Source organism: Nitrogeniibacter mangrovi (genome assembly GCF_010983895.1).
GTDB lineage: Bacteria > Pseudomonadota > Gammaproteobacteria > Burkholderiales > Rhodocyclaceae > Nitrogeniibacter > Nitrogeniibacter mangrovi.
On the sequence record NZ_CP048836.1, the window covers coordinates 176,239 to 196,878 of the forward strand.

Annotated in this window: 22 protein-coding genes; 14 read left to right on the forward strand and 8 right to left on the reverse strand. The window is 70.3% G+C overall.

What is annotated here, in order from left to right; all coding sequences use genetic code 11:
- Window positions 1-143: 143 nt before the first annotated feature.
- The 5 genes from G3580_RS00720 (at window position 144) to G3580_RS00740 (ending at window position 4,644) form a co-directional block, all read left to right on the forward strand.
- Entirely contained in the window at window positions 144-1,250 is a 1,107-nt protein-coding gene (locus tag G3580_RS00720) for a methyltransferase (protein ID WP_173763441.1), read from the forward strand.
- A gap of 141 nt (window positions 1,251-1,391) precedes the next feature.
- Window positions 1,392-1,931, forward strand: a complete 540-nt coding sequence (locus G3580_RS00725; protein WP_173763442.1) for an iron transporter — start codon at window positions 1,392-1,394, stop codon at window positions 1,929-1,931.
- A gap of 115 nt (window positions 1,932-2,046) precedes the next feature.
- Window positions 2,047-2,385: a cupredoxin domain-containing protein gene (locus G3580_RS00730; RefSeq protein ID WP_173763443.1), complete on the forward strand. Its 339-nt coding sequence runs from the start codon at window positions 2,047-2,049 to the stop codon at window positions 2,383-2,385.
- 22 nt (window positions 2,386-2,407) lie between these two features.
- The gene (locus G3580_RS00735; protein ID WP_173763444.1) at window positions 2,408-3,244 is read left to right on the forward strand and encodes an FTR1 family iron permease; all 837 of its coding nucleotides are present in this window, start codon (window positions 2,408-2,410) and stop codon (window positions 3,242-3,244) included.
- The gene (locus G3580_RS00740; RefSeq protein ID WP_173763445.1) at window positions 3,241-4,644 is read left to right on the forward strand and encodes a 4Fe-4S binding protein; all 1,404 of its coding nucleotides are present in this window, start codon (window positions 3,241-3,243) and stop codon (window positions 4,642-4,644) included. The genes G3580_RS00735 and G3580_RS00740 overlap by 4 nt, the downstream gene beginning before the upstream one ends.
- A gap of 87 nt (window positions 4,645-4,731) precedes the next feature.
- Here G3580_RS00740 and G3580_RS00745 read toward each other — a convergent pair whose 3' ends face one another.
- Window positions 4,732-5,328 (reverse strand): Yip1 family protein, encoded by a 597-nt coding sequence (locus G3580_RS00745; RefSeq protein ID WP_173763446.1) that lies wholly within the window; start codon window positions 5,326-5,328, stop codon window positions 4,732-4,734.
- A gap of 178 nt (window positions 5,329-5,506) precedes the next feature.
- A complete protein-coding gene (locus tag G3580_RS00750) occupies window positions 5,507-6,106 on the reverse strand; it encodes a cysteine hydrolase family protein (protein WP_173763447.1) in 600 nt (199 codons plus the stop codon).
- Window positions 6,107-6,167: 61 nt separating this feature from the next.
- Here G3580_RS00750 and G3580_RS00755 point away from each other — a divergent pair, with 61 nt between their 5' ends.
- The 6 genes from G3580_RS00755 to G3580_RS00780 all read left to right on the forward strand — a co-directional run bounded on the left by G3580_RS00755 (window position 6,168) and on the right by G3580_RS00780 (window position 11,575).
- Window positions 6,168-7,088 (forward strand): LysR family transcriptional regulator, encoded by a 921-nt coding sequence (locus tag G3580_RS00755; protein WP_173763448.1) that lies wholly within the window; start codon window positions 6,168-6,170, stop codon window positions 7,086-7,088.
- Window positions 7,089-7,328: 240 nt separating this feature from the next.
- Window positions 7,329-7,892: a PEP-CTERM sorting domain-containing protein gene (locus tag G3580_RS19760; protein ID WP_228720731.1), complete on the forward strand. Its 564-nt coding sequence runs from the start codon at window positions 7,329-7,331 to the stop codon at window positions 7,890-7,892.
- 87 nt (window positions 7,893-7,979) lie between these two features.
- Window positions 7,980-8,693, forward strand: coding sequence for a YceI family protein (locus tag G3580_RS00765; RefSeq protein ID WP_173763449.1), 714 nt, complete (start codon window positions 7,980-7,982; stop codon window positions 8,691-8,693).
- A gap of 171 nt (window positions 8,694-8,864) precedes the next feature.
- Window positions 8,865-9,737 carry a class I SAM-dependent methyltransferase gene (locus G3580_RS00770; RefSeq protein ID WP_173763450.1) on the forward strand — a complete coding sequence of 291 codons (873 nt, stop codon included), beginning with the start codon at window positions 8,865-8,867 and terminating at the stop codon, window positions 9,735-9,737.
- Between the two features lie 157 nt (window positions 9,738-9,894).
- Window positions 9,895-10,755 (forward strand): MBL fold metallo-hydrolase, encoded by an 861-nt coding sequence (locus G3580_RS00775; protein ID WP_173763451.1) that lies wholly within the window; start codon window positions 9,895-9,897, stop codon window positions 10,753-10,755.
- A 13-nt stretch (window positions 10,756-10,768) separates the two neighbouring features.
- Window positions 10,769-11,575, forward strand: coding sequence for a sulfite exporter TauE/SafE family protein (locus G3580_RS00780; RefSeq protein WP_217424569.1), 807 nt, complete (start codon window positions 10,769-10,771; stop codon window positions 11,573-11,575).
- 16 nt (window positions 11,576-11,591) lie between these two features.
- On the opposite strand, the gene G3580_RS00785 is transcribed toward G3580_RS00780, so the two are convergent.
- Window positions 11,592-12,374 carry a slipin family protein gene (locus G3580_RS00785; protein WP_173763452.1) on the reverse strand — a complete coding sequence of 261 codons (783 nt, stop codon included), beginning with the start codon at window positions 12,372-12,374 and terminating at the stop codon, window positions 11,592-11,594.
- Window positions 12,371-13,771: an NfeD family protein gene (locus tag G3580_RS00790; RefSeq protein ID WP_173763453.1), complete on the reverse strand. Its 1,401-nt coding sequence runs from the start codon at window positions 13,769-13,771 to the stop codon at window positions 12,371-12,373. Before G3580_RS00790 ends, G3580_RS00785 begins: the two co-directional genes overlap by 4 nt.
- Before the next feature lie 158 nt (window positions 13,772-13,929).
- Here G3580_RS00790 and G3580_RS00795 point away from each other — a divergent pair, with 158 nt between their 5' ends.
- On the forward strand, window positions 13,930-15,009 hold the full coding sequence (locus G3580_RS00795) for a potassium channel family protein (RefSeq protein WP_228720732.1): 1,080 nt from the start codon (window positions 13,930-13,932) through the stop codon (window positions 15,007-15,009).
- Here the strand turns inward: G3580_RS00795 and G3580_RS00800 are convergent.
- The 4 genes from G3580_RS00800 to G3580_RS00815 all read right to left on the reverse strand — a co-directional run bounded on the left by G3580_RS00800 (window position 15,006) and on the right by G3580_RS00815 (window position 18,687).
- A complete protein-coding gene (locus tag G3580_RS00800) occupies window positions 15,006-15,908 on the reverse strand; it encodes a metal ABC transporter solute-binding protein, Zn/Mn family (RefSeq protein ID WP_173763455.1) in 903 nt (300 codons plus the stop codon). The genes G3580_RS00795 and G3580_RS00800 overlap by 4 nt on opposite strands.
- Window positions 15,905-16,756, reverse strand: coding sequence for a metal ABC transporter permease (locus G3580_RS00805; protein ID WP_173763456.1), 852 nt, complete (start codon window positions 16,754-16,756; stop codon window positions 15,905-15,907). The genes G3580_RS00800 and G3580_RS00805 overlap by 4 nt, the downstream gene beginning before the upstream one ends.
- A complete protein-coding gene (locus tag G3580_RS00810) occupies window positions 16,753-17,487 on the reverse strand; it encodes a metal ABC transporter ATP-binding protein (protein WP_173763457.1) in 735 nt (244 codons plus the stop codon). Before G3580_RS00810 ends, G3580_RS00805 begins: the two co-directional genes overlap by 4 nt.
- A gap of 771 nt (window positions 17,488-18,258) precedes the next feature.
- On the reverse strand, window positions 18,259-18,687 hold the full coding sequence (locus G3580_RS00815; RefSeq protein ID WP_173763458.1) for a Fur family transcriptional regulator: 429 nt from the start codon (window positions 18,685-18,687) through the stop codon (window positions 18,259-18,261).
- A gap of 100 nt (window positions 18,688-18,787) precedes the next feature.
- Between G3580_RS00815 and G3580_RS00820 the strand changes: the two genes are divergently transcribed.
- A complete protein-coding gene (locus G3580_RS00820; protein ID WP_173763459.1) occupies window positions 18,788-19,114 on the forward strand; it encodes a hypothetical protein in 327 nt (108 codons plus the stop codon).
- Window positions 19,115-19,260: 146 nt separating this feature from the next.
- On the forward strand, window positions 19,261-20,637 hold the full coding sequence (locus G3580_RS00825; RefSeq protein WP_173763460.1) for a TonB-dependent receptor: 1,377 nt from the start codon (window positions 19,261-19,263) through the stop codon (window positions 20,635-20,637).
- Window positions 20,638-20,640: the final 3 nt, after the last annotated feature.

The following is a 20,640-nucleotide window of genomic DNA, read 5'->3' on the forward strand; positions in this document are numbered from 1 at the left end:
CTTCGGCGCAATGGTGTCGAAGCGTAAGAAATTCCGACGCCCGGGACTTGGGCGTCACCCGGGATCGCGGCTTCGTGGCGCGCGTCGGGCGGACCACTCGGGCTAGGATGCGGCCTTCGGACTCTTGGAAAGACATTGCGCCCATGACCCCCACCGCGACCGACGCCGAGGCCGGACAGGCCGTCTATTCACGGCGCACCCTGTTGGTGTACGACCTGGTCGTCCTGGGGATCTCCAACCGTTTCATCTGGAAGTGTCCGACCGCGCGGCTGCGAGCCCACTACGACCGTCATGTGAGCGCCAACCATCTGGACGTGGGGGTGGGGACGGGCTATTTCCTCGACCGCTGCCGCTTCCCCGTGGCCCGACCGCGGGTGGCGCTCATGGACATGAATGCCGAGTCGCTGGCTTTTGCCGCCGCACGCATCGCCCGTTATCGGCCGGAGCGCTACACGCACAACGTGCTGGCGCCCGTCGCGCAGCCGATCGAGGCGTTCGACTCGGTGGGGGTGAACTACCTGTTCCATTGCCTGCCCGGTTCGATGGAGCACAAGGCGGCGGCGCTCGATCACCTTCGGGCGATGATGACGCCTGGTGCGACGCTGTTCGGATCGACGATCCTGCACGATGGCGTGAGTCGGGGCCCGGCTGCGCGGCGCCTGATGCGGTTCTACAACGGGCGCGGCATCTTCTCCAACACGCAGGACGACCTGGCGGGGCTGGTGACGGCCTTGCGCCAGCGCTTCGAGGCGGTTTCGGTGGAGGTGGCCGGCTGTGTCGCGCTGTTCTCCGGGCGTGTACCGTCGTCGGCCGCCGTGCCGTGCGTGTTGTGCTGCCCGGTGGAGGACGGCGCGGTGCGCGGATCGGATGCCTGGGGCGCGGGGCACTTCGGTGCGCCGCGCGGGGCGCGTTCACACCGGGGCGTGGACCTGGTGGCGGTACCGGGGCAGCCGGTGTGCTCGCCGATCGATGCCGAGCTCGTCCGTCGCGCCGACCCCTACGACGACGATGCGGTGCTGACCGGCGTCCTGTTGCGCGGCGTCGGCGGCCACGCCGGGCTGGAGGTCAAGCTCTTCTACATGGACGTCGACCCGGCCCTGCTGGGCACCACGGTGCAGGCCGGGCAGAGGATCGGCGCGGTGCAATGCCTGCAACACCGTTACCCGGGCATCACCAACCATGTGCATCTCGAGGTGGTCCGGGCGGGCGCCCCGGTCGATCCGAGGCCCCTGATCCCGACGCTGCGCTGAGTCGGCAGTGCGCCCGGCCGGGGCGGCGCCCGTGCATCCGGCAGCAGGCGTCATCCATGTGAAACAAAAATATTATTGAGACTGATTCGCATTTACGATATGATGCGTTCAGTCCAATCACCGCTGCATGGAGTCCGCCGAATGTCGCTCGTTCGAAACACCCTGATTGTCGCTGCCCTGTCCGCCCCCCTGGCGGCCCAGGCCCTGGAGTACCCCATCGGGGAACCGAAGGTGGTCAACGGCATGGAGGTCGCGGCTGTCTACTTGCAGCCGGTCGAGATGGCACCGGCGGGCATGATGCGCCCGGCGGCCGAATCGGACGTGCATCTGGAGGCCGACATCCATGCCGTGGCCGACAACCCCAACGGCTTTCCGGAAGGGTTCTGGATTCCCGACATGTGCATCAGGTACGAAGTGAGCAAGCATGGCTCGGAGCAGAAGGTCAGCGGCGATGCGATGGCCATGGTGGCCAGCGACGGGCCGCACTATGGCGACAACGTGAAGCTGATGGGGCCGGGCAAGTACACGCTCAAGTTCACCATCCAGCCGCCGGGCTGCAACCCGCACGCGCACTTCGGCCGCCACACCGACCGCGAGACCGGCGTGGCCGAATGGTGGAAGCCGTTCACCGTGGAGTACGAATTCACCTACGTGGGCGTCGGCAAGAAAGGGGGCTATTGAGCGTGTCCCCAGCCGCGGGCGTGCCGCTTCGATGAGCGGCTCGCGCAAGCCCGATACCCTGGCCTCGTCCGGTTGCCGCCGGTGGGGCCTTTCGACTTTTTGACAGGACGACCGCATGACCCTGAATCGAGCCCTCTGTCTGACCCTGGCCTGTCTTGCCCTGGGCGCGCCCGTCGCGGCCCGGGCCGACCTGCCGACCTTCGAGATCGTGGCGCAGAACGGCCGCTTCAGCCCCGAAACCGTCGAGGTGCCGGCCAACACCCGCTTCCGCGTGCGCATCGTCAATCGCAACGCCGGGCCGGAGGAATTCGAGACCGCCACCCCGTTCCGCGAGCTGGTGCTCGCCCCGGGCGTGACCCGCACCACCGTGTACCCGCCGCTCAAGCCGGGCACCTATCCCTTCTTCGGTGAATTCCACAAGGCAACCGCCAAGGGCCGCTTCATCGCCAAGTAACACGCAACACAGGAAAGCCACCATGGGCAACGCACTCTTCATTGTCTGGCGCGAAAGCGTCGAAGCCATCCTGGTCGTCAGTATTCTCTATGCCTGGATCCGCGCGCGCGGTGACGCCACCGTGACCCTCAAGCACCTGTGGGCGGGCGTCGCCGGCGGGGTGGGGCTGGCCGCCGTGCTGGCGGTGGTGATGCTCGGCGTGCAAAGCCAGCTCGCCGGCAACGCGCTCGAAGCCTTTCAGGCCGGGATCGTCTTCATCGCCGCCATCCTGATCACCCAGATGGTGCTGTGGATGCGCAAGCACGGGCGCCACATGAAGCGCGAGCTCGAGGCGGGCATGGCCCGGGCCTCGTCCACCGGCGGCGTGGCCGCCGCGGTGGTGGCGGCGATCGCGGTGGGGCGCGAAGGGGCCGAGACGGTCCTGTTCCTGTATGGCCTCGGACTTGAGCAGAGCGGCGGCGCGCTGGTGCAGATGTTCATCGGCGCCGGGCTCGGCTTCGCGCTCGCGGTGGCAACGGCCTGGCTGATCCAGCGTGGCTCGCGCATCCTGCCCAGCCGCACCTTCTTCCGCATCACCGAGATCGTGCTGTTCATGCTCGCCGCGGCGCTGCTGGTCTCCGGCGCCGAGCGCCTGATCAACATGGGCTGGCTGCCGCCGCTCTACGAGCCGCTGTGGGATACCTCCGCGCTGCTCAGCGAAGGCAGCACCCTGGGCAACATCGCCGCCGCCTTCGCCGGCTATCGCTCCCAGCCTTCGCTGATGGCGGCGCTGGTGTGGTTCGGCTACTGGGCCGTGGTCCTGGTGCTGACGCGGCGTGCCGTGGCCATGCCTGCCGCATCCACCCAGGGCGCGCGATGAACACCCGCGCCCACGCCCTCAACTTCGTGCCCGCGGGCGCACCGCCCGGTCGCGGCCGGCTGGCGATCGTCGGCGCATGGATGCGTCGCTACCGCGGCGTGATCGTCGGCATCCAGTGGGGGGTGCTGGCGGCCTATCTGGTGCTGGTCGCGGTGCCCGCCTTCCTGCCGCTGCCGGAACGCGCGGCCCATATCTGGGACGACCTGACCCTGTTCGCCCAGTTCGTGTTCTGGGGCATCTGGTGGCCTTTCGTGCTGGTGTCGATGATGCTTCTGGGGCGGGTGTGGTGCGGCGTGCTCTGTCCCGAAGGCTTTGCCACCGAGCAGGTGAGCCGCTTCGGCCTCGGGCGGCCGGTCCCGCGTTGGATCAAGTGGGGCGGCTGGCCCTTCGTCGCCTTTCTCGGCACCACCATCTACGGTCAGCTGGTGAGCGTCTACCAGTATCCCAAGGCGGTGCTGCTGGTGCTGGGCGGCTCCACCGTGGCGGCGATCGCCATCGGTCTGGTGTACGGCCGCGAGAAGCGCATCTGGTGCCGGCACCTGTGTCCGGTCAATGGCGTGTTCGGTCTGCTGGCGCGTCTGGCGCCGGTGCATTTCCGTTCCGACCGCGGCGCCTGGGAGGCCCACGGCCGTGCCGCCGTCGAGCCGGTCAACTGCGCCCCCTTGCTCGATCTGCGTCGCATGGACAGCGCCTCGGCCTGTCACATGTGTGGCCGCTGCAGCGGCCATCGTGGGGCCATTGCGCTCGAAGCGCGGGTACCGGGCAGCGAGGTGTTGCGGATGACGGAAAACGACACCAGCCGCTGGGAGGTGCGCCTGCTGGTGTTCGGCCTCATCGGCGCGGCGATCGGTGCCTTCCAGTGGTCCGCCTCGCCCTGGTTCGTCCAGGCCAAGCTGGCGGTGGCCGGGTATCTGGTGGAGCACGACAGCTTCGCCCTGCTCGGCGACAACGCGCCCTGGTGGCTGCTGACCCACTATCCGCAGGCCAACGACGTGTTCACCTGGCTCGACGGCCTGATGATCGTGGGCTACATCGGTGCGGCGGCCGTGCTCATCGGCGGCTGGATCAGTCTGTGGCTGCGTGCCGCGGCGCGGGTCACGCGTGGCGCGGCAAGCGATCTGAGGCTGGCCTACGCGCTGATTCCGCTCGGCGGCGTGGGCGTGTTTCTGGGGCTGTCGGCCCTGACCGTGACCCTGCTGGGCGCCGAGGGGGTGCTGATTCCCCATCTGGGGGCCATTCGCGGCGCCCTGCTCGCCGTTGCCAGCCTGGCGTCGGTGGCACTGGCCGCGCGCATGCTGGCCGCGCTGGGCAGATGGCGTCGCCTCGCGGCGCTGGGCCTGTTTGCCCTCGCGGCCGCTGGCGCGGTGCTGCCCTGGGTGCTGATGTACTACGTGTGGTGAGCGTGCAAACACACGCCGCACCCGCGTGGGGGCGGCGTGTGTGCGGCAGTGCGCAGGCGCGTACCGGCGCCCCCGGTGATGCTTCGCTCAGCGCCAGCCGAGCATGATGCTCACCACCAGCGCCATCATGATCATCAGCGCCAGCCAGGCGATCACGCCGGCGAAGGTGATCCGGTTGCCGATGCGGTGGGCCAGCTCCCCGTCGTCGACCTCGAGCAGGCTGCGCACCCCGTGGCGGATGAGGGCGGCGGTGCCGATCCAGGCCGCGGCGAGCATGATGACGTTGAACCACAGGCTGGGGATGAACAGCATCACCGAGGTGAGCCACAGCGGCACCGGGGCGATCGCGGCCAGGGCGAAGCACTGGGCGTAGTCGGGCTGGAGCGACTTGGCGTTGGCGAACTGACGGATCAGATCGGCCATCATGAACACCATGGCCACTTCGACGAGGAAGAAGATGCCGCCCACCAGCAGCGCCTCGTTGGTGCTCAGCGCCGGTTCTAGGCGCGGGAAGATGGCGCCCGGATGGGCCATGTTCGCATAGGCGTACATGAGCGGCGGCAACAGCGAGAGCGGGCCGACGACGGCCAGCAGCATCTTGGTGACGCCCGGATGCATGCGCTGGATGTCGCGCCAGCCTTCGGTTTCCGAAAACAGCATGCGAGGCAGATCCGTGAGTGTCATGGTGCACCTCCTATCGCAGAGGCACCGACCGACGGCCGGTGCCGGATGGTCGTGACTACCATTGGAGTGTAGATCAGGGAACGAGTTTCACTCGCATCCTCCGATGCATGGCGCCTCGATGCCTTCCGCGCCGTCGGTGGCGTCGGCACGGTGTCCGGGGCGGACACCGCCTGAACGCTCAGACCGCCAGTGCGTCGGCGCTGGGCAGCACCCGGGCGAACAGGTCGCCCAGCGCCGCGAGGCTGGCCTGCTGCAGGGCGGCGGCGGGCACGACGTGGCCGTCCGCGCCGGGCAGATCGCGGGTGGCGGTGGCATTGGCGACCACCACCGGCTGCAGGCCCAGATTGAAGGCACCGCGGGCGGTGGAGTTGATGCACATGTGGGTCATGAAGCCGACCACGATCACGTCGGTGCGGCCGGTCGCCGCGATCTGGCGTTCCAGGTCGGTGCCCACGAATGCGTTGGGCAGGTGTTTGGTGATGACCGCCTCGCCGGTGACCGGTGCGACCGGCTCGGCGATGGCGCCGATCCGGGCGCGGATGTCGTAGGGGCTGCCCGGTCCGGCGTCGTGCTGGATGTGAAAGATCGGGCAGCCGGCTTCGCGGGCACGGCCAAGCAGCGCGGCGGCGGCGTTCAGGGCGGGCTCGACGCCGTCCAGCTGCATGATGCCTTCGCGGTAGGTCTGCTGGCAGTCCACCATGACGAGGGCGCAGTCGGCCAGGCGGGGCGGGGTGTCGGGCAGGCCGGCAACGTTGCGAAGCGTCGTGGGCTTGGTCATGATCGGGTCTCCTGATGAGTGTGTGAAACGCCAGACCCTAATGCCTCGCGAGCCGAAATCGATGGATATGTCTGCAGCCCGGTCCGGCAAAAATGCAGATCGCTTCGACTGGGACGAGGTGCGCTTCGTGCTCGCAATTGCCCGCGCCGGCACCATGAGCGCCGCCGGCGGCGTGCTCGAAGTGGATCAGACCACGGTGTCGCGCCGGCTGAAGACGCTCGAGCGGCGCCTGGGCACCCAGCTGTTCGAGCGCGATCGCGGCCGCATGCGACCCACCGGGCCCGGCGTGCGGGTCATCGAACACGGCGAGCGCATCGAGCGCGAGATGGCGGCCCTGTGCCATGTGGTGGACGATGCCGACACCCGGGTCCGGGGCGTGACCCGCATCACCGCGGTCGACACCCTGATCACCCACTACCTGGCCCGCCTCGTCGCGCCCGCGCGGGCCGCGTTCCCGACCCTGTCCATCGAGCTGGTGGCCGGCAACCACAACCTCGATCTGGCGCGCCGCGAGGCCGACATCGCCCTGCGCCTGGCCCGGCCGGCCAGCGGCGATCTGGTCATCCGTCGGCTCGGCGAGCTCGGCCTCGGCGTCTATGGCGCCGCCGGGCGCAGCCCCTCGGCCTGGCCCTTCGAGGCCGGGTGCGACTGGCTCGCCTACGACCGCGACATGATGGGGCTGCCGGAGATGGTGTGGCTGGCCGAGCGCATCGACCCCGCGCGCATCGTCTTTCGCAGCAACGGCATCGACGCCCTGGCGCGGGCCGCCGCCGACGGCCTCGGCCTGACCGTGCTGCCGCACATCGCCGCCCAGGCACACGACGGCCTGGTGCGTTTGCCGGTGGCGGTGCCGAGCCGCGACGTGTGGATGGTGGTCGCGCGTGGGCAGCGCGAGCTGCCCCGGGTGCGTTCGCTGGCCGACTGGCTGGCGGCGCGTTTCGCCGCCGACGCGGTGTGGCTGCGGGGCGGGGCCGCGGGGTGAGCCTGGATGCCGGTCCGCGTCCGTGCGGCCGGCGCGGCGGACTGTCGATCGATTTTACATCTCGCTTCCGGCGCTGCCCGGCGAGGCAGGCAAGAGGCTGATAATGCGTCAAAATCTGTGACTGGTTCGATGTTTGCTTATGTCCTTCTGATGCGCCTTTCCTGCGCCTTGAACATCGCTTGGGGCGCGCACCCAACAGCACACATCGCCGACGCAAGCGCCGCGATACGGAGAAACAGAATGAAAAACACCATCAAGTCCGCTCTTCTGGCCGCATGCCTCCTGACCTCCGCGGCCGCCATGGCCGCGCCTTCGCTGGTCTACAGCGGTAGCGATGTGGTGGGTGTGACCGCCCTTGACGTCGGCGGCAGCTTCTACGACGTGACCTGGCAGGAGGGTTCGTTCGACGCCGTGATCGGTGCCAACCCCTTCACCTTCGACGGTGATGCGGCGGGCGCCATGTCGGCTGCCAATGCCCTGATCGCCTTCTTCAACAGCGTGGGTGTGGTTCCGACCGACCTGGGCAACGGGCTGGCCTGCGTGGATGTCAACAGCGACTGCGACATCGTCGTCCCCTACAGCGACGCGGTCGATGCCTACAACGCCGACTGGGACCAGTCGTCGAACCAGACCTGGGTACTGCAGCCGCAGACCTGGGCGCCTACCTTCGACAACAATCTGGTGGCCATCGCCATGTTCAGCGAGTCGTTGGGCGGCGGCGGCAACAATGTGCCCGAGCCGGCATCGCTGGCCCTGCTCGGCCTTGGTCTGATCGGCCTGGCGGCGACGCGCAAGCGCCGCTGAGCCGGGTGGCGTGAGAATGGACGGCCCCGCCATGGCGGGGCCGTTTTCATGGATGGCACCGTTGGTGCTGCGAACCCCGATCACCTGATGGCGGATACCCCCGTGTGGCGGTGTGGCCGCTGGGTTGCCTCTCTGCTGGTGCTTGCCGTGGCGGCCTGCGGCGTGTCGCCGGAGATGCGGGTTGCGCCCGAACCCCCGAGCCGCCCGCTGGCCTCGGCGCCGGCCGATGCGGCGCGCTATGCGGTCGACGCGGCGCGGACCCGAATCCGCTTCATCGTTCGCCGGGCGGGGACTCTCGCGCGGCTGGGCCACAACCATGTGATCATCGCGCGTCAGGTGACGGGCGTCGTCGCCCTGGCGCCGGCGCTGCGCCGGTCGACGGTGTCGCTGCGCCTGCCGGTGGCCGGTTTCGAGGTGGACCCGCCCGAGGCGCGCGCGGCGCTGGGCGAGGGCTTCGAGCCGGTGCCGGACGCGGCGGTGGCGGGGACCCGGCGCAACATGCTGGGCGAACGGGTGCTCGACGCGACGCGGTATCCGGCGGTGCGTGTAGACACCGTGGCGGTGGAACCGGGCCCGGATGCCGTGCACCTGACGGTGCGCATCACCCTGCGCGGGGTGTCGAGGGACCTGCGCGTGCCGGTGGACTTCGTCCGCCAGGGCGATACGCTGGAGGCCCGCGCCCAGTTCGAGATTCGCCAGACCGACTTCGGCATGACGCCCCTGGCGGTGCTCGGTGGCGCGTTGCAGGTGGCCGATGCGGTGACGGTGCGCCTGCATCTGGTGGCCGTTCGGCGCCCCTGAGCCCTGCGACAATTCGTCCCTGTCGCCGGCGCGGTGCGGCAGTTACCATGCGACTACACCTTTTTGATCTTCCGGCCCCGTTTCGACGGGGCATTTTTTTTGCCTGGCCCACCGCGCGGCGCCGGCGATACCCCCTACAATCGCGTCTCCTGCCCCACGAGCCCGTTCGCCATGGCCGGCGCCTCCGTGCTGACCCTCGCCAGTCCTTTCGAGATCGCGCCCGGCACGGTGCTGCTGCACGCGCCGGTCGACGCCGATGTGGAGACGCTGCGCCGGCGGCTGCTGGCCGGCGACTATCCCGATCCGTTCGTGATCGACGACGGTGAGCACCTGACCCTCTATCTCGGCTCGATCGACCTCATGCAGACGGTGATGAGCAAGGCCGAGCCGGCCGCCCTGGTGCCGGGTTACGGGCCGTGCATGATGGCGTGGCTGCTGTTCGCCCCTGCCGCCCGCGAGCTCGCCCTGATCGGGCTGGGCGGCGGCGCGCTGGCGAAGTTCTGCCATCGCCACCTGCCGCGCACGCGGATGACGGCGGTCGAGACCGAGCCGGCCATGCTCGCCTGGCGGGCGCTGTTCGAACTGCCGGCGGAGGGGGATCGCTTCCGCGTCCACATCGGCGATGGCGCCGCGTTCACGGCGGCGCACGCCGGCGGCATCGACGTGCTCATGATCGATGCCTTCGATACCAGAGGTTTCGCGCCCCAACTGGCCCGCCATGGCTTCGTCGCCGATGCCCATGCCGCGCTGGCCCGTTCCGGCGTGCTGGTGGCGAACCTGGCCGGCCCGCCGGTCGCCTATGCGGACTTCGTCGCGGCGGTGCGTGAGGTGTTCGACGACCAGCTGCTGGCGGTGCCGGTGCCCGAGGACGGCAACCATGTGCTCATCGCCTTCAAGGACCCGGCCATGCGCCCGGTGTGGCATCGCCTGCACCGGCAGGCGGCGGCCCTGGCCGAGCGTCATGGGCTCGACCTGTCGGCCTTCGTACGCCAGGCCGAGCGGGTCGGCTGGCGCCGCGTGCCGGCGTCGTTGAGGGGGTGCTGATCCCGCAGGGCCGCCATGGTGAGGGCGGCGACCGTGTCGGGGCACGTCCGGTGGTCAATGCATTAGAAATTGCTTATATTTAGGCAATGGCACGACGTGCCGACACCCACGCATGGCGAGACCGGAACCGTCCCGCCCCGATGCAGGAAAGACACCCATGAACACCCCGACGATCCAGTCCTTCTTCGATCCGGACACCTTCACGGTGACCCATGTGGTCTCCGATCCGGCCGCTGCGCGCGCGGCCATCATCGACAGCGTGCTCGACTTCGATCCCAAGTCCGGCCGCACCAGCTACGCCAGCGCCGACCGGGTCATCGGCCATGTGCGCGCGGCCGGGCTGACGGTGGACTGGCTGCTCGAGACCCACGCCCATGCCGACCACCTGTCGGCGGCGCCCTACCTGAAGCAGCACCTGGGCGGTCGCATCGCCATCGGCGCCCATATCCGCGAGGTGCAGGGCGTGTTCGCCAGAATCTTCAACGCGCCGGACATCAGCGGCACCGGCGCCGAGTTCGACCAGTTGTTCGAGGACGGCGAGCGCTTCCCCATCGGTGAACTCGAGGTCGAGGTGATGCACACCCCCGGGCACACCCCGGCCTGCCTCACCTACGTGATCGGCGCCGACGCCTTCGTCGGCGACACGCTGTTCATGCCCGACTTCGGCACCGCCCGCTGCGACTTCCCCGGCGGCGACGCGGCCACCCTGTACCGCTCCATCCGCAAGGTGCTGGCGCTGCCGCCCGAGACCCGACTGCACCTGTGTCACGACTATCCGCCCGAAGGGCGCGAGGCCCGCTGGGTATGCACCGTGGCCGAGCAGCGCGCCGGCAACATCCACCTCCACGACGGCGTCTCGGAGGCCGATTTCGTCGCCCTGCGCACCGCGCGCGACGCCACCCTGGAGATGCCACGGCTGATCCTGCCCTCGGTGCAGGTGAACGTGCGTGCCGGCAACCCGCCGCCGCCCGAGGCCAACGGCGTGAGCTACCTCAAGCTGCCGCTGAACCTGCTCTGAGGCCCGGGCGCGCATGAACGAGACCCTGATCCTCGCCGGTGTGCTCGGCAGCGCCATCGGCGCGGTGCTCGGGCTCACCGGCGCCGGCGGTGGCGTGCTGGCCATGCCGGCGCTGATCATGGGCTTGGGCATGAGCCTGCCCGAGGCGGTGCCGGTCTCGCTCGCCGCGGTATCGCTGGCGGCCGCCACCGGGGCCGTCGTCGGCCTGCGCCGGGGCGTCGTGCGCTACCGGGCCGCCGGGCTCATGGCGCTGCTGGGGGTGCTCAGTGCTCCGGTGGGCCTTTGGCTGGGGCATCGGCTGCCGCAACCGATGCTCACCACCGTGTTCTGCGCGCTCATGCTCTACATCGCCGTGCGCATGCTGCGCAAACCCGCCCGCCCGGCCGATGCCGACGGACCGCACGAGGCGCGCAACTGCATGCTCGACCCGGCCACCGGGCGCTTCCGCTGGAATACCCGCTGCTCGGCCACGCTGGGGCTCATCGGCTGTACCGCCGGGCTGTTCACCGGCATGCTCGGGGTCGGCGGCGGCTTTCTCATCGTGCCCGCCTTTCGCCAGTTCTCCGACCTGTCGATGCAGGCGGCCAGCGCCACCTCGCTGGCGGTCATCGCCCTGGTGGCGGCCATCACCGCCTCGGGCAGCCTGATCCACGGCGGCGGCATCGGTACCGACGGCCTGGCCTTCATCGCCACCACCACGCTCGGCCTGCTGCTGGCGCGCCGTGTCGGCGCGCGCCTGTCCGAGCGCACCCTGCAGCGGCTCCTCGGCGGGGTGATCCTCACCGTGGCCCTCGCCTGGCTGGCGCGCCAGTATCTTTGAGGCGCCGTGCCCGGGCCTACGGTTTGGGCTCACCCGCCGGGGCCGCGCGCTTGGCCATCAGGCCTTCGAGCAGATCGCCGGGCATGGGGAAGACGATGGTGTTGCTGCGGTCGTTGGCCACCTGGGTGAGGGTCTGCAGGTAGCGCAGCTGCATGGCGGCGGGGGCCTGGGAGAGCATCTTGGCGGCGTCGAGCAGGGCCACCGCGGCCTGCTTCTCGCCCTCGGCGTGGATGATCTTGGCGCGCCGTTCGCGCTCGGCCTCGGCCTGGCGGGCGATGGCGCGGATCATCGACTCGTCGATGTCCACATGCTTGATCTCCACGTTGGCGACCTTGATGCCCCAGGCGTCGGTCTGGGCGTCGAGGATCTTCTGCACGTCCATGTTGAGCCGGTCGCGCTCGGTGAGCATCTCGTCCAGCTCGTGCTTGCCGAGCACCGCGCGCAGGGTGGTCTGGGCGAGCTGGCCGGTGGCCATGAGGTAGTCCTCCACCGCGATGATCGCCTTCTGTGGATCGACCACGCGGAAATACACCACCGCATTGACCTTCACCGACACGTTGTCGCGCGAGATCACGTCCTGGCTGGGCACGTCCATGGTCACCACGCGCAGGTCCACCCGCACCATCTGCTGCAGGCCGGGGATGAGGATGATCAGTCCCGGGCCCTTGACGCTGGTGAAGCGCCCGAGGGTGAACACCACGCCGCGCTCGTATTCGCGCAGGATCTTGATCGCGGCGGCGAGCAGGGCGATGAGGATGACGATGACCGGCGCAATGCCGGTGAGGGTGTCGAGGGTCATGAGGGGCTCCCGTGGTCGCTGTCGAGGGTGGTGACGCTGAGGATGAGGCCGTCGAGGCCGGTGACCCGGATCCGCGCGCCGTCCGCGAGGCCGGCCGGGTTGCGTACCTGCCACAGCTCGCCCTGCACATGGGCCCACAGGGTGCCGTCCTCGCGGCGGACGATCTGTCCGGTGCTGCCGATGAGCGATTCCTGGCCGCTGGTCACCGGGCGCTCGCGGCTTCGCACCAGCAGGTTGCCGGCCAGGAAGATCAGGCCCGCGGCGGCAATGGCGGTGCCGGCCAGAAACGGCATCGAGACGCCGAAGCCCGGCGCCTCGCGGTCCATGAGGAACAGGCCGCCGAGCATGAAGGCGATGATGCCGCCCACGCCGAGCACGCCGAAGCTGGGCATGAACACCTCGGCGCCCATGAGGATCATGCCGAACACGATCAGGCCCACGCCGGCCCAGTTGATCGGCAGCATCTGCAGGGCGTAGAGCGCCAGCAGCAGGCAGATGGCGCCGGCCACCCCGGGCACCCCGAAGCCGGGGCTGGTGAATTCCACGAACAGGCCGTAGAAGCCGATCATCATCAACACCACGGCCAGCTGCGGATTGGCGAGCACGGCCAGTAGCTTGATGCGCCAGTCGGGGCTGCGATAGTCGATGCTGGCGCCGCGGGTCTTGAGCACATGGGTGCCGTTGGCCAGCTTCAGGCTGCGCCCGTCGATGCGCGCCAGCAGGGTCGGCACGTCGGGCGCGATCAGGTCGATCACGCCTTCGCGCAGCGCTGCCGTCGCCGACAGGCTGGCCGCCTCGCGTACCGCCTTCTCGGCGAATTCGGCGTTGCGTCCGCGCAGTTCCGCGAGGCTGCGGATGTAGGCGATGGCGTCGTTGGTGGCCTTGCGCGCCAGGGTGTCGCCGCCCAGCGAGGGACGGATGGTGTCGCCGGTGTCGCCGCCGGCCTTGGGCGCGTCGCCCTTGGCCGGGGCGTCGCCACCGCCGCCACCCGGCAGGCCGCCCATCGCCACCGGCGAGGCCGCGCCCAGATTGGTCGCCGGCGTCATGGCGGCGATGTGGCTGGCGTAGAGGATGAAGGTGCCGGCGCTGGCGGCGCGCGCGCCCTCCGGATGCACATAGGTGACGACCGGCACCGGTGAGGCGAGGATGGCCTTGATGATCTGGCGCATGGAGGAGTCGAGTCCGCCGGGGGTGTCGAGGGCGATGACGACCGCCTCCAGATCCGGCGCCGGGTTCAGGTTGCCGATGATGAACTCGGCCGAGGCGGGGCCGATGACGCCGTCCACGGTGAGCACGCGCACGGTGCCGGCATGCGCCGGCAGGACGAAACCGGCCAGCGCCAGCAGCCACGCGGCCAGCCAGTGTCGCCAAGGCGTCTTCCCGGTCTTCGTGCGCATGCACCCTCCGGCGTGAAGCTCCACTCCCTGCTGAGAGTATGGCACGTGGGTCGAGTTCCATGGGCCCGCGGGCGCCGCGGCGCGCCACCAATGATTGTCGCCACCCCGGGGGCCGATTATCCTGTCGCCGTTGCCCTTTTTCGAGGTTCCGGTCGAGCGTGCGCGTCAGTTCGTTTTTCAGGAAGCGTCGTGCCGACGAGCGCGCGGCGCCGTCGCGCGCCCGGCGCAGCGGTCAGCTCGATCGCATCCTGCGCCGCATCGTCGTGGCCGGCCTGGTGCTGCTGCTGATGATGGTGATCGGAACCATCGGCTTCTATGCCATCGGCGGCAAGGGCGCGAGCTGGTCCGACGCCTTCTACATGACCCTCATCACCCTGTCGACGGTGGGCTACGAGGAGGTGGTGCCCATCGACACCCCCTGGGACCGCATCTTCACCGGCGTGTTGTCCCTGGTGGGCTTCGGCGCGGTCACCTTCATGTTCACCACCCTGTCGGTCTTCTTTCTCGAAGGCGATCTGGACGAGACCCTGCGGAGACGACGCATGGAAAAGCAAATCAGCAAACTCAAGGGCCACTACCTGATCTGCGGTTTCGGCCGTGTGGGGCGCAACGTCGCCGAGGAGCTGGACGCCACGCACCGCCCCTATGTGGTGATCGACGTGGACGAGGAACGCCTCGCCGCCGCCCGCGAGCGCCAGCCGGACCTGCTCTACCTGACCGGCGACGCCAGCGACGACGACCTGCTGCTGGCGGCCGACATCAACGACGCCGCCGGCGTGTTCGCGGTGACCGACGACGACAGCCGCAACATGATGATTGCGCTCACCGCCAAGCAGATCAACCGCGCCACCCGGGTGGTGGCCCGGTGCCTGGAGGTGCGCAACGTGCCCAAGCTGCGCAAGGCCGGTGCCGACATGGTGATCTCGCCCGATTTCACCGGCGGCCAGCGCATTGCCGCCGCCATGCTGCGCCCGGGGGTGCTGAGCTTCATGGACGACCTGGTGCGCTCCGAGACCGCCCACCGGCTCGAGGAGATCCCCGTGCCCGAAGGCTTCGCGCCGCAGTCGGTCGGGTCGCTGGACCTGCCCGGGCACGACGTGGTGCTGCTCGGCATCCGCGATCACCGCCACTTCCACTTCAACCCCTCGCCCGAGGTGATGATCGCCGGCGGTCAGGTGCTGGTGGTGATGTGCGCGCCCGAGGCGCGCAAGACGGTGGAGCGGAAGATCCTCGGCTAGGGCCCGGCCAGCATGGCCAGGTCGTGCTCCATGAGGCCGACGTAGGTGTCGGCGCCGTCGCGGCGCGACAGCGCGTCGGCGTAGAGGGTGCCGCCGACCCGGGCGCCGGTCTCGCGGCCGATGCGCTCGATGAGGCGGTCGTCGGTGAGCGTTTCGAGAAACACCCGGTCCACCTTCAGCGCCCGCAGCTGTTCGATCAGCTCGGCCACCGCGCGCGCCGAGGGCGCCGCTTCGTTGGCGATGCCGGCGGGGGCGAGAAAGCGCAGCCCGTAGGCGTGGGCGAAATAGCCGAAGGCGTCATGGGGCGTGACCACGGTGCGACGCGCTTCGGGCAGGGCGCCGAAACGTGCGCGCAGGCGGGTGTCGAGCTCGGCCAGCCGGGCCCGGTAGGCGCTGGCGCGCTGGCGGTAGTGGTCGGCGCCGGCCGGGTCGGCCGCGGCCAGGGCGGCGGCGATGTTGTCCACGTAGAGCATGGCGTTGCGCACGTCGAGCCAGGCATGCGGATCGGCGTCGCCGTGCGCGTGACCGGCGTGGCCGTCGTCCTCATGCCCCGGCGCGTGCCCGGCCTGCAGCGGCGTCACCCCCTTCGAGGCGACCACGACCGGCCCGGCAAAGCGGGCCGAGGCGAGCATCCGCGCCATCCACGGATCGAAACCCAGGCCGTTGACGATCACCAGGTCGGCCTCGCTGATGCGGCGGATGTCCGAGGCGCGCGGGTCGAAGGCATGGGCGTCCTGGTCGAAGCCCACGAGCGTCGTGACGGCGACCCGATCGCCCCCCACCTGCTCGGCGAAGTCCTTGAGGATGGTGAAGGAGGTGAGCACGCGCAGGGCCGGGTCGGCCTGCGCGCCGGTGACCAGGGCGAACGCCAGGGTCAGGGCGAGGATCGCGTGTTTCATGCGGGGATGTCGGCCACGGCGCGACGGGGGCGCCGGAGGGTGGAGAAGCTCAGGACCAGCATGTAGAGCACGCCCAGCGACAGCACCACCGAGGGGCCGGCCGGCACGTCCAGCTGGTAGCTCGCGAGCAGGCCGCCGACGCTGCCCAGCAGGGCGGTGCCCACCGCCACCGCGAGCATGGTGTCGAGGCGCTCGCACAGCAGGCGGGCGGTGGCTGCGGGCAGCACCATCACGCCCACCGCCATCAGGGTGCCGAGGGCATGGAAGCCGGCCACCAGGTTGAGCACCGCCAGCAGCAGGAAGCCCAGATGCGCCAGCGCGCCGGGGCCGCCGGCCTGGCGCATGAAGTCCGGGTCGGCGCATTCCATCACCAGCGGCCGGTAAAGCAGGGCGAGGCCGAACAGGGAGGTGGTGGCGATGCCGCCGATGAGCACCAGGGCGTCGCGGTCCAGCGACAGCACCGAGCCGAACAGCACATGGAGCAGGTCCACGTTGCGGCTCTTGACCGACACCAGCAGCACGCCGATGGCCAGGGAGATGAGATAGAAGGCGGCGAGGCTGGCGTCTTCGCGCAGGGTCGAGCGCCGCGCCACCACGCCGGCCAGCAGCGCGACCGCCACCCCCGCGGTCACGCCACCCAGCGTCATCGCGCCCAGCGACATGCCCGAGACCAGGTAGCCGAGGGCGGCGCCGGGGAGGATGGCATGGGAGATGGCGTCGCCCATCAGGCTCATGCGCCGCAGCAGCATGAACACGCCGATGGGCGCGGCGCCGAAGGACAGGGCGACGCAGGCGGCCAGGGCGCCGCGCATGAACTCGAACTCGAAGGGTTGCAGCAACAGGTTCATGCCGGGTGCAGGGCGTCGCGCAGGAAGGCGTGGCGGGCCGGCGCGTCGCCCACCGGGGTCGGGCGCAGGGTGAGCAGCTCCGCGGTGGGCGTGAGCTGGGCGTGGCCGTCGTCCACCGACAGGCACCACTCGAAGCGCTGGCGCACCAGCTCCACGTCGTGCAGCACCACCAGGCAGGTGCGGCCCTCGTCGTGCCATGCGTCGATGAGCGTCATGAGGGCGTCGCGGGTGGGCCGGTCGACCCCGGCGAAGGGCTCGTCGAGCAGCAGCAGGGCGGCGTCCTGCAGCATCAACCGGGCAAAGCGGGCGCGTTGCAGCTGGCCGCCGGAGAGCACGCCGATGGGCCGGCGGGCCATGGCGCTCAGGCCGGTGCGCTCGAGGGCCTGGTCGATGCGCTGGCGCATGGCCGGGCGCAGGCGCCCGAACAGGCCCAGCCGGCCCCATTCGCCCATGGCCACGAACTCGTACACGCTGATCGGGAAGCGGGTGTCCACCGTGGCGGTCTGGGGCAGGTAGCCCATGCGCGCGCAGGTCTCGCAGCGACGCAGCTGGCCGGTCATGGCCGGCAGCTCGCCGGCGATGGTCTTGAGCAGGGTGGACTTGCCTGCGCCGTTGGGGCCGATCACCGCCACCTTGGCGCCGGCCGGCACCGACAGCGTCACGTCGCTGACCGACACATGGCCGTCGTGCCCGGCGGCCACGTTGGTGAGGGTGAGGGCGGAGGCGCTCATGCCAGTGCCCAGCCCATCAGCGCCCACACCACGGCCGCCGCCGCGGCGGCGATGGCCAGCCGGGCGCCGACACCGAGGGTCAGCAGGGAATGGAAGGGGCGGTCGGAGGTGGGCATGAATGCAATGCGTGTCCAGAAAGGCAGGGTGAATATTGCAACAAAGTTGCGTTATGAACAAGCTGCTTTTCCGCTCCCGCCCAGTCGCCGGGCCGCGAGCGTGGGGGCCATCCGACCCGCCGCCGGGCCGCCCCAAGGCGGGTCGCCGCCCCCTCGGGGGGCAGCGAGTGAAACGAGCGTGGGGGTCGTCCGACCCGCCGCCGGGCCGCCCCAAGGCAGGTCGCCGCCCCCTCGGGGGGCAGCGAGTGAAACGGGCGTGGGGGTCGTCCGACCCGCCGCCGGGCCGCCCCAAGGCGGGTCGCCGCCCCCTCGGGGGGCAGCGAGTGAAACGAGCGTGGGGGTCGTCCGACCCGCCGCCGGGCCGCCCCAAGGCGGGTCGCCGCCCCCTCGGGGGGCAGCGAGTGAAACGAGCGTGGGGGTCGTCCGACCCGCCGCCGGGCCGCCCCAAGGCGGGTCGCCGCCCCCTCGGGGGGCAGCGAGTGAAACGAGCGTGGGGGTCGTCCGACCCGCCGCCGGGCCGCCCCAAGGCGGGTCGCCGCCCCCTCGGGGGCAGCGAGTGAAACGGGCGTGGGGGTCGTCCGACCCGCCGCCGGGCCGCCCCAAGGCGGGTCGCCGCCCCCTCGGGGGGCAGCGAGTGAAACGAGCGTGGGGGTCGTCAACTCGTCTTTCCGCAGGTCGGGCAAGCCCCGTGGAGCACCAGCTCGGCGCGGTCGAGCTCATAGCCCCCGGGCAGATTCACCGCCACCGCCGGGGCCAGCCCCTCCAGGCACACCACCTTGCCGCAGCGGTCGCAGTGGAAGTGCGCATGCTCGTGTGGCGCGGTGGCGGCCACGCCGAAGCGGCGGGTGCGCTCGTCGCCGCCGGTCATGCGGTGGGCGACGCCGGCGTCCACCAGCCAGTCCAGCGTGCGGTACAGGGTCACCCGGTCATGGCGGATGCCCTGTGCGGTGAGCGCGGCCGCGATCTCGTCGTGGGAGAGCGAGCGGTCGGCCGCGAGCAGCACCTCCAGCACCGCCACGCGGGTGCGGGTGACACGGCCGCCGTGCTCGGCAATGAGGGTTTCTGCGCGCGAAGGAGCGTCCACGAGTGCAAGTCAGTTGCGATTGATAATGCAACATTGTAGCATTTGGCGCCCACTGAACACCACGCTCGGGGCCCGAGCCGACCCTCAACAAGAAGACCGCATGCGCTTCCATCGCCATCTGCGTCGCGTCCTGCTGATCCTGCTGGCCGCATGCACCGTGCTTGCCCAGGGTGCGGCGGGGCGGCATGGCTTCGAGCATCTGCGCGCCGGTGGCGATGGCCGGGATCATTTCGCGGTCGATGCCGGCGGGCAACACGAATGCGCCCTGTGTCTGGCCTTCACCGGGCTGGGCGCCTGCGCCCCGAGCGGCGGCTTCGTCGCCTCGACCCTGGCGGGCGCGAGCGTCGTGCCCTCCGGCAACGACGGCCCGTCGCCGGCCGCCGCTCGCGACGCCTATCTCGCCCGGGCGCCGCCCCGTGTCGTCTGAACGCCGCTGATCGTTCGCCATGGCCATTGCGCCGTGGTGGGCCGATCGGTCGCGTTGTTCACCTTTTCCTGCGTTTCCGTACCGTCCGCGGCCTTCGGCCGTGGGCGGCGCGGTGCGCTGTACGAACACGACGACAAGGATGTCCCATGAACCGACATACCCTCACCACCGCGGCCCTCGTGGCGCTGGTGGGTGGCCCGGCGCTGGCCCACGCCGCCGGGTCCGACGACCTGCAGGCGCTCCGAGACGAGATCGCCGCTATCCGCCACAGCTACGATGCGCGCATCGCCGAGCTCGAAGCGCGCCTCAAGCAGGCCGAGGCGCACGCCGACGCTGCTGGCCGCACCGCCGCGCGGGCTGATGACACCGCCCGCCAGGTGGCGGCGCGCAGCACCACGCGGCCGGCGGCCGCCAACGCCTTCAACCCGGCGGTGTCGCTGATCCTCTCCGGCACCTATGGCAACTTCTCCCGCGACCCCTCCAGCTACCGCATCGGCGGCTTCATCCCCGGTGGCGACGAGATCGGCCCGGGCGAGCGCGGCTTCAGCCTCGCCGAATCCGAGCTGGCCATTTCCGCCAACATCGACCCGTGGTTCTACGGCGGCCTCAACCTGGCGCTCACCCCGGAGAACGAGGCCGAGGTGGAGCAGGCCTTCGTGCAGACCACCTCGCTGCCCCACGGGCTCACCCTCAAGGCCGGGCGCTTCTTCTCCGGCATCGGCTACCTCAACGAGCAGCACGCCCACACCTGGGACTTCGTCGATGCGCCGCTGGCCTACCAGGCCTTCCTCGGCAAGCAGTTCGGCGACGACGGCGTGCAGCTCAAGTGGCTGGCGCCCACCGACCTGTTCCTCGAGTTCGGTGCCGAGCTCGGCCGCGGACGCAATTTTCCGGGCTCGGACCGCGGCATCAACGGTGCCGGCGCCCAGGCCGTGTTCGCCCATGTGGGCGGCGACGTGGGCGTGAGCCACAGCTGGCGCGCCGGGCTGTCGCTGCTGCGCACCACGCCGCGCGACCGCGCGTACGAGGATGTGGACCACGGCGTGGTCAACGCCGTCTCTGGCACCAGCCGCCTGTGGATCGCCGACTTCGTGTGGAAGTGGGCACCCAACGGCGACGCCACCCACACCAACGCCAAGCTTCAGGGCGAGTACTTCCGCCGCAAGGAGGACGGCTCGCTCGTCTATGACGTGGACGGCGCCGCCAGCGAGGGGCGTTACGCCTCGAGCCAGTCCGGCTGGTATCTGCAGGGCGTCTACCAGTTCATGCCGCGCTGGCGCACCGGCCTGCGCTACGACCGCCTCAACTCGGGCAGCACCCACTACGGCGCCAACGCCGGCGTGCTCGATGCGTCCGGCTACGACCCCACGCGCCTGTCGCTGATGGTCGACTGGTCGCCCAGCGAGTTCTCCCGCTGGCGGGTGCAGGTGGCGCGCGACAAGGCCCGCCGCGACGCACCCGACACCCAGCTGATGTTGCAGTACCTGATGAGTCTGGGCGCCCACGGCGCCCACCGCTATTGAGGA

Excerpts from the sequence above, each read along its gene's own strand:
- G3580_RS00780 (WP_217424569.1), top strand. The coding sequence starts at position 10,769 with ATGAACGAGACCCTGATCCTCGCCGGTGTGCTCGGCAGCGCCATCGGC.
- G3580_RS00805 (WP_173763456.1), bottom strand. The coding sequence starts at position 16,756 with ATGAACCTGTTGCTGCAACCCTTCGAGTTCGAGTTCATGCGCGGCGCC.
- G3580_RS00800 (WP_173763455.1), bottom strand. The coding sequence starts at position 15,908 with ATGAAACACGCGATCCTCGCCCTGACCCTGGCGTTCGCCCTGGTCACC.
- G3580_RS00785 (WP_173763452.1), bottom strand. The coding sequence starts at position 12,374 with ATGACCCTCGACACCCTCACCGGCATTGCGCCGGTCATCGTCATCCTC.
- G3580_RS19760 (WP_228720731.1), top strand. The coding sequence starts at position 7,329 with ATGAAAAACACCATCAAGTCCGCTCTTCTGGCCGCATGCCTCCTGACC.
- G3580_RS00770 (WP_173763450.1), top strand. The coding sequence starts at position 8,865 with ATGGCCGGCGCCTCCGTGCTGACCCTCGCCAGTCCTTTCGAGATCGCG.
- G3580_RS00765 (WP_173763449.1), top strand. The coding sequence starts at position 7,980 with ATGGCGGATACCCCCGTGTGGCGGTGTGGCCGCTGGGTTGCCTCTCTG.
- G3580_RS00755 (WP_173763448.1), top strand. The coding sequence starts at position 6,168 with ATGGATATGTCTGCAGCCCGGTCCGGCAAAAATGCAGATCGCTTCGAC.
- G3580_RS00820 (WP_173763459.1), top strand. The coding sequence starts at position 18,788 with ATGCGCTTCCATCGCCATCTGCGTCGCGTCCTGCTGATCCTGCTGGCC.
- G3580_RS00725 (WP_173763442.1), top strand. The coding sequence starts at position 1,392 with ATGTCGCTCGTTCGAAACACCCTGATTGTCGCTGCCCTGTCCGCCCCC.
- G3580_RS00745 (WP_173763446.1), bottom strand. The coding sequence starts at position 5,328 with ATGACACTCACGGATCTGCCTCGCATGCTGTTTTCGGAAACCGAAGGC.
- G3580_RS00790 (WP_173763453.1), bottom strand. The coding sequence starts at position 13,771 with ATGCGCACGAAGACCGGGAAGACGCCTTGGCGACACTGGCTGGCCGCG.
- G3580_RS00735 (WP_173763444.1), top strand. The coding sequence starts at position 2,408 with ATGGGCAACGCACTCTTCATTGTCTGGCGCGAAAGCGTCGAAGCCATC.
- G3580_RS00775 (WP_173763451.1), top strand. The coding sequence starts at position 9,895 with ATGAACACCCCGACGATCCAGTCCTTCTTCGATCCGGACACCTTCACG.
- G3580_RS00810 (WP_173763457.1), bottom strand. The coding sequence starts at position 17,487 with ATGAGCGCCTCCGCCCTCACCCTCACCAACGTGGCCGCCGGGCACGAC.
- G3580_RS00720 (WP_173763441.1), top strand. The coding sequence starts at position 144 with ATGACCCCCACCGCGACCGACGCCGAGGCCGGACAGGCCGTCTATTCA.
- G3580_RS00740 (WP_173763445.1), top strand. The coding sequence starts at position 3,241 with ATGAACACCCGCGCCCACGCCCTCAACTTCGTGCCCGCGGGCGCACCG.
- G3580_RS00750 (WP_173763447.1), bottom strand. The coding sequence starts at position 6,106 with ATGACCAAGCCCACGACGCTTCGCAACGTTGCCGGCCTGCCCGACACC.
- G3580_RS00730 (WP_173763443.1), top strand. The coding sequence starts at position 2,047 with ATGACCCTGAATCGAGCCCTCTGTCTGACCCTGGCCTGTCTTGCCCTG.
- G3580_RS00825 (WP_173763460.1), top strand. The coding sequence starts at position 19,261 with ATGAACCGACATACCCTCACCACCGCGGCCCTCGTGGCGCTGGTGGGT.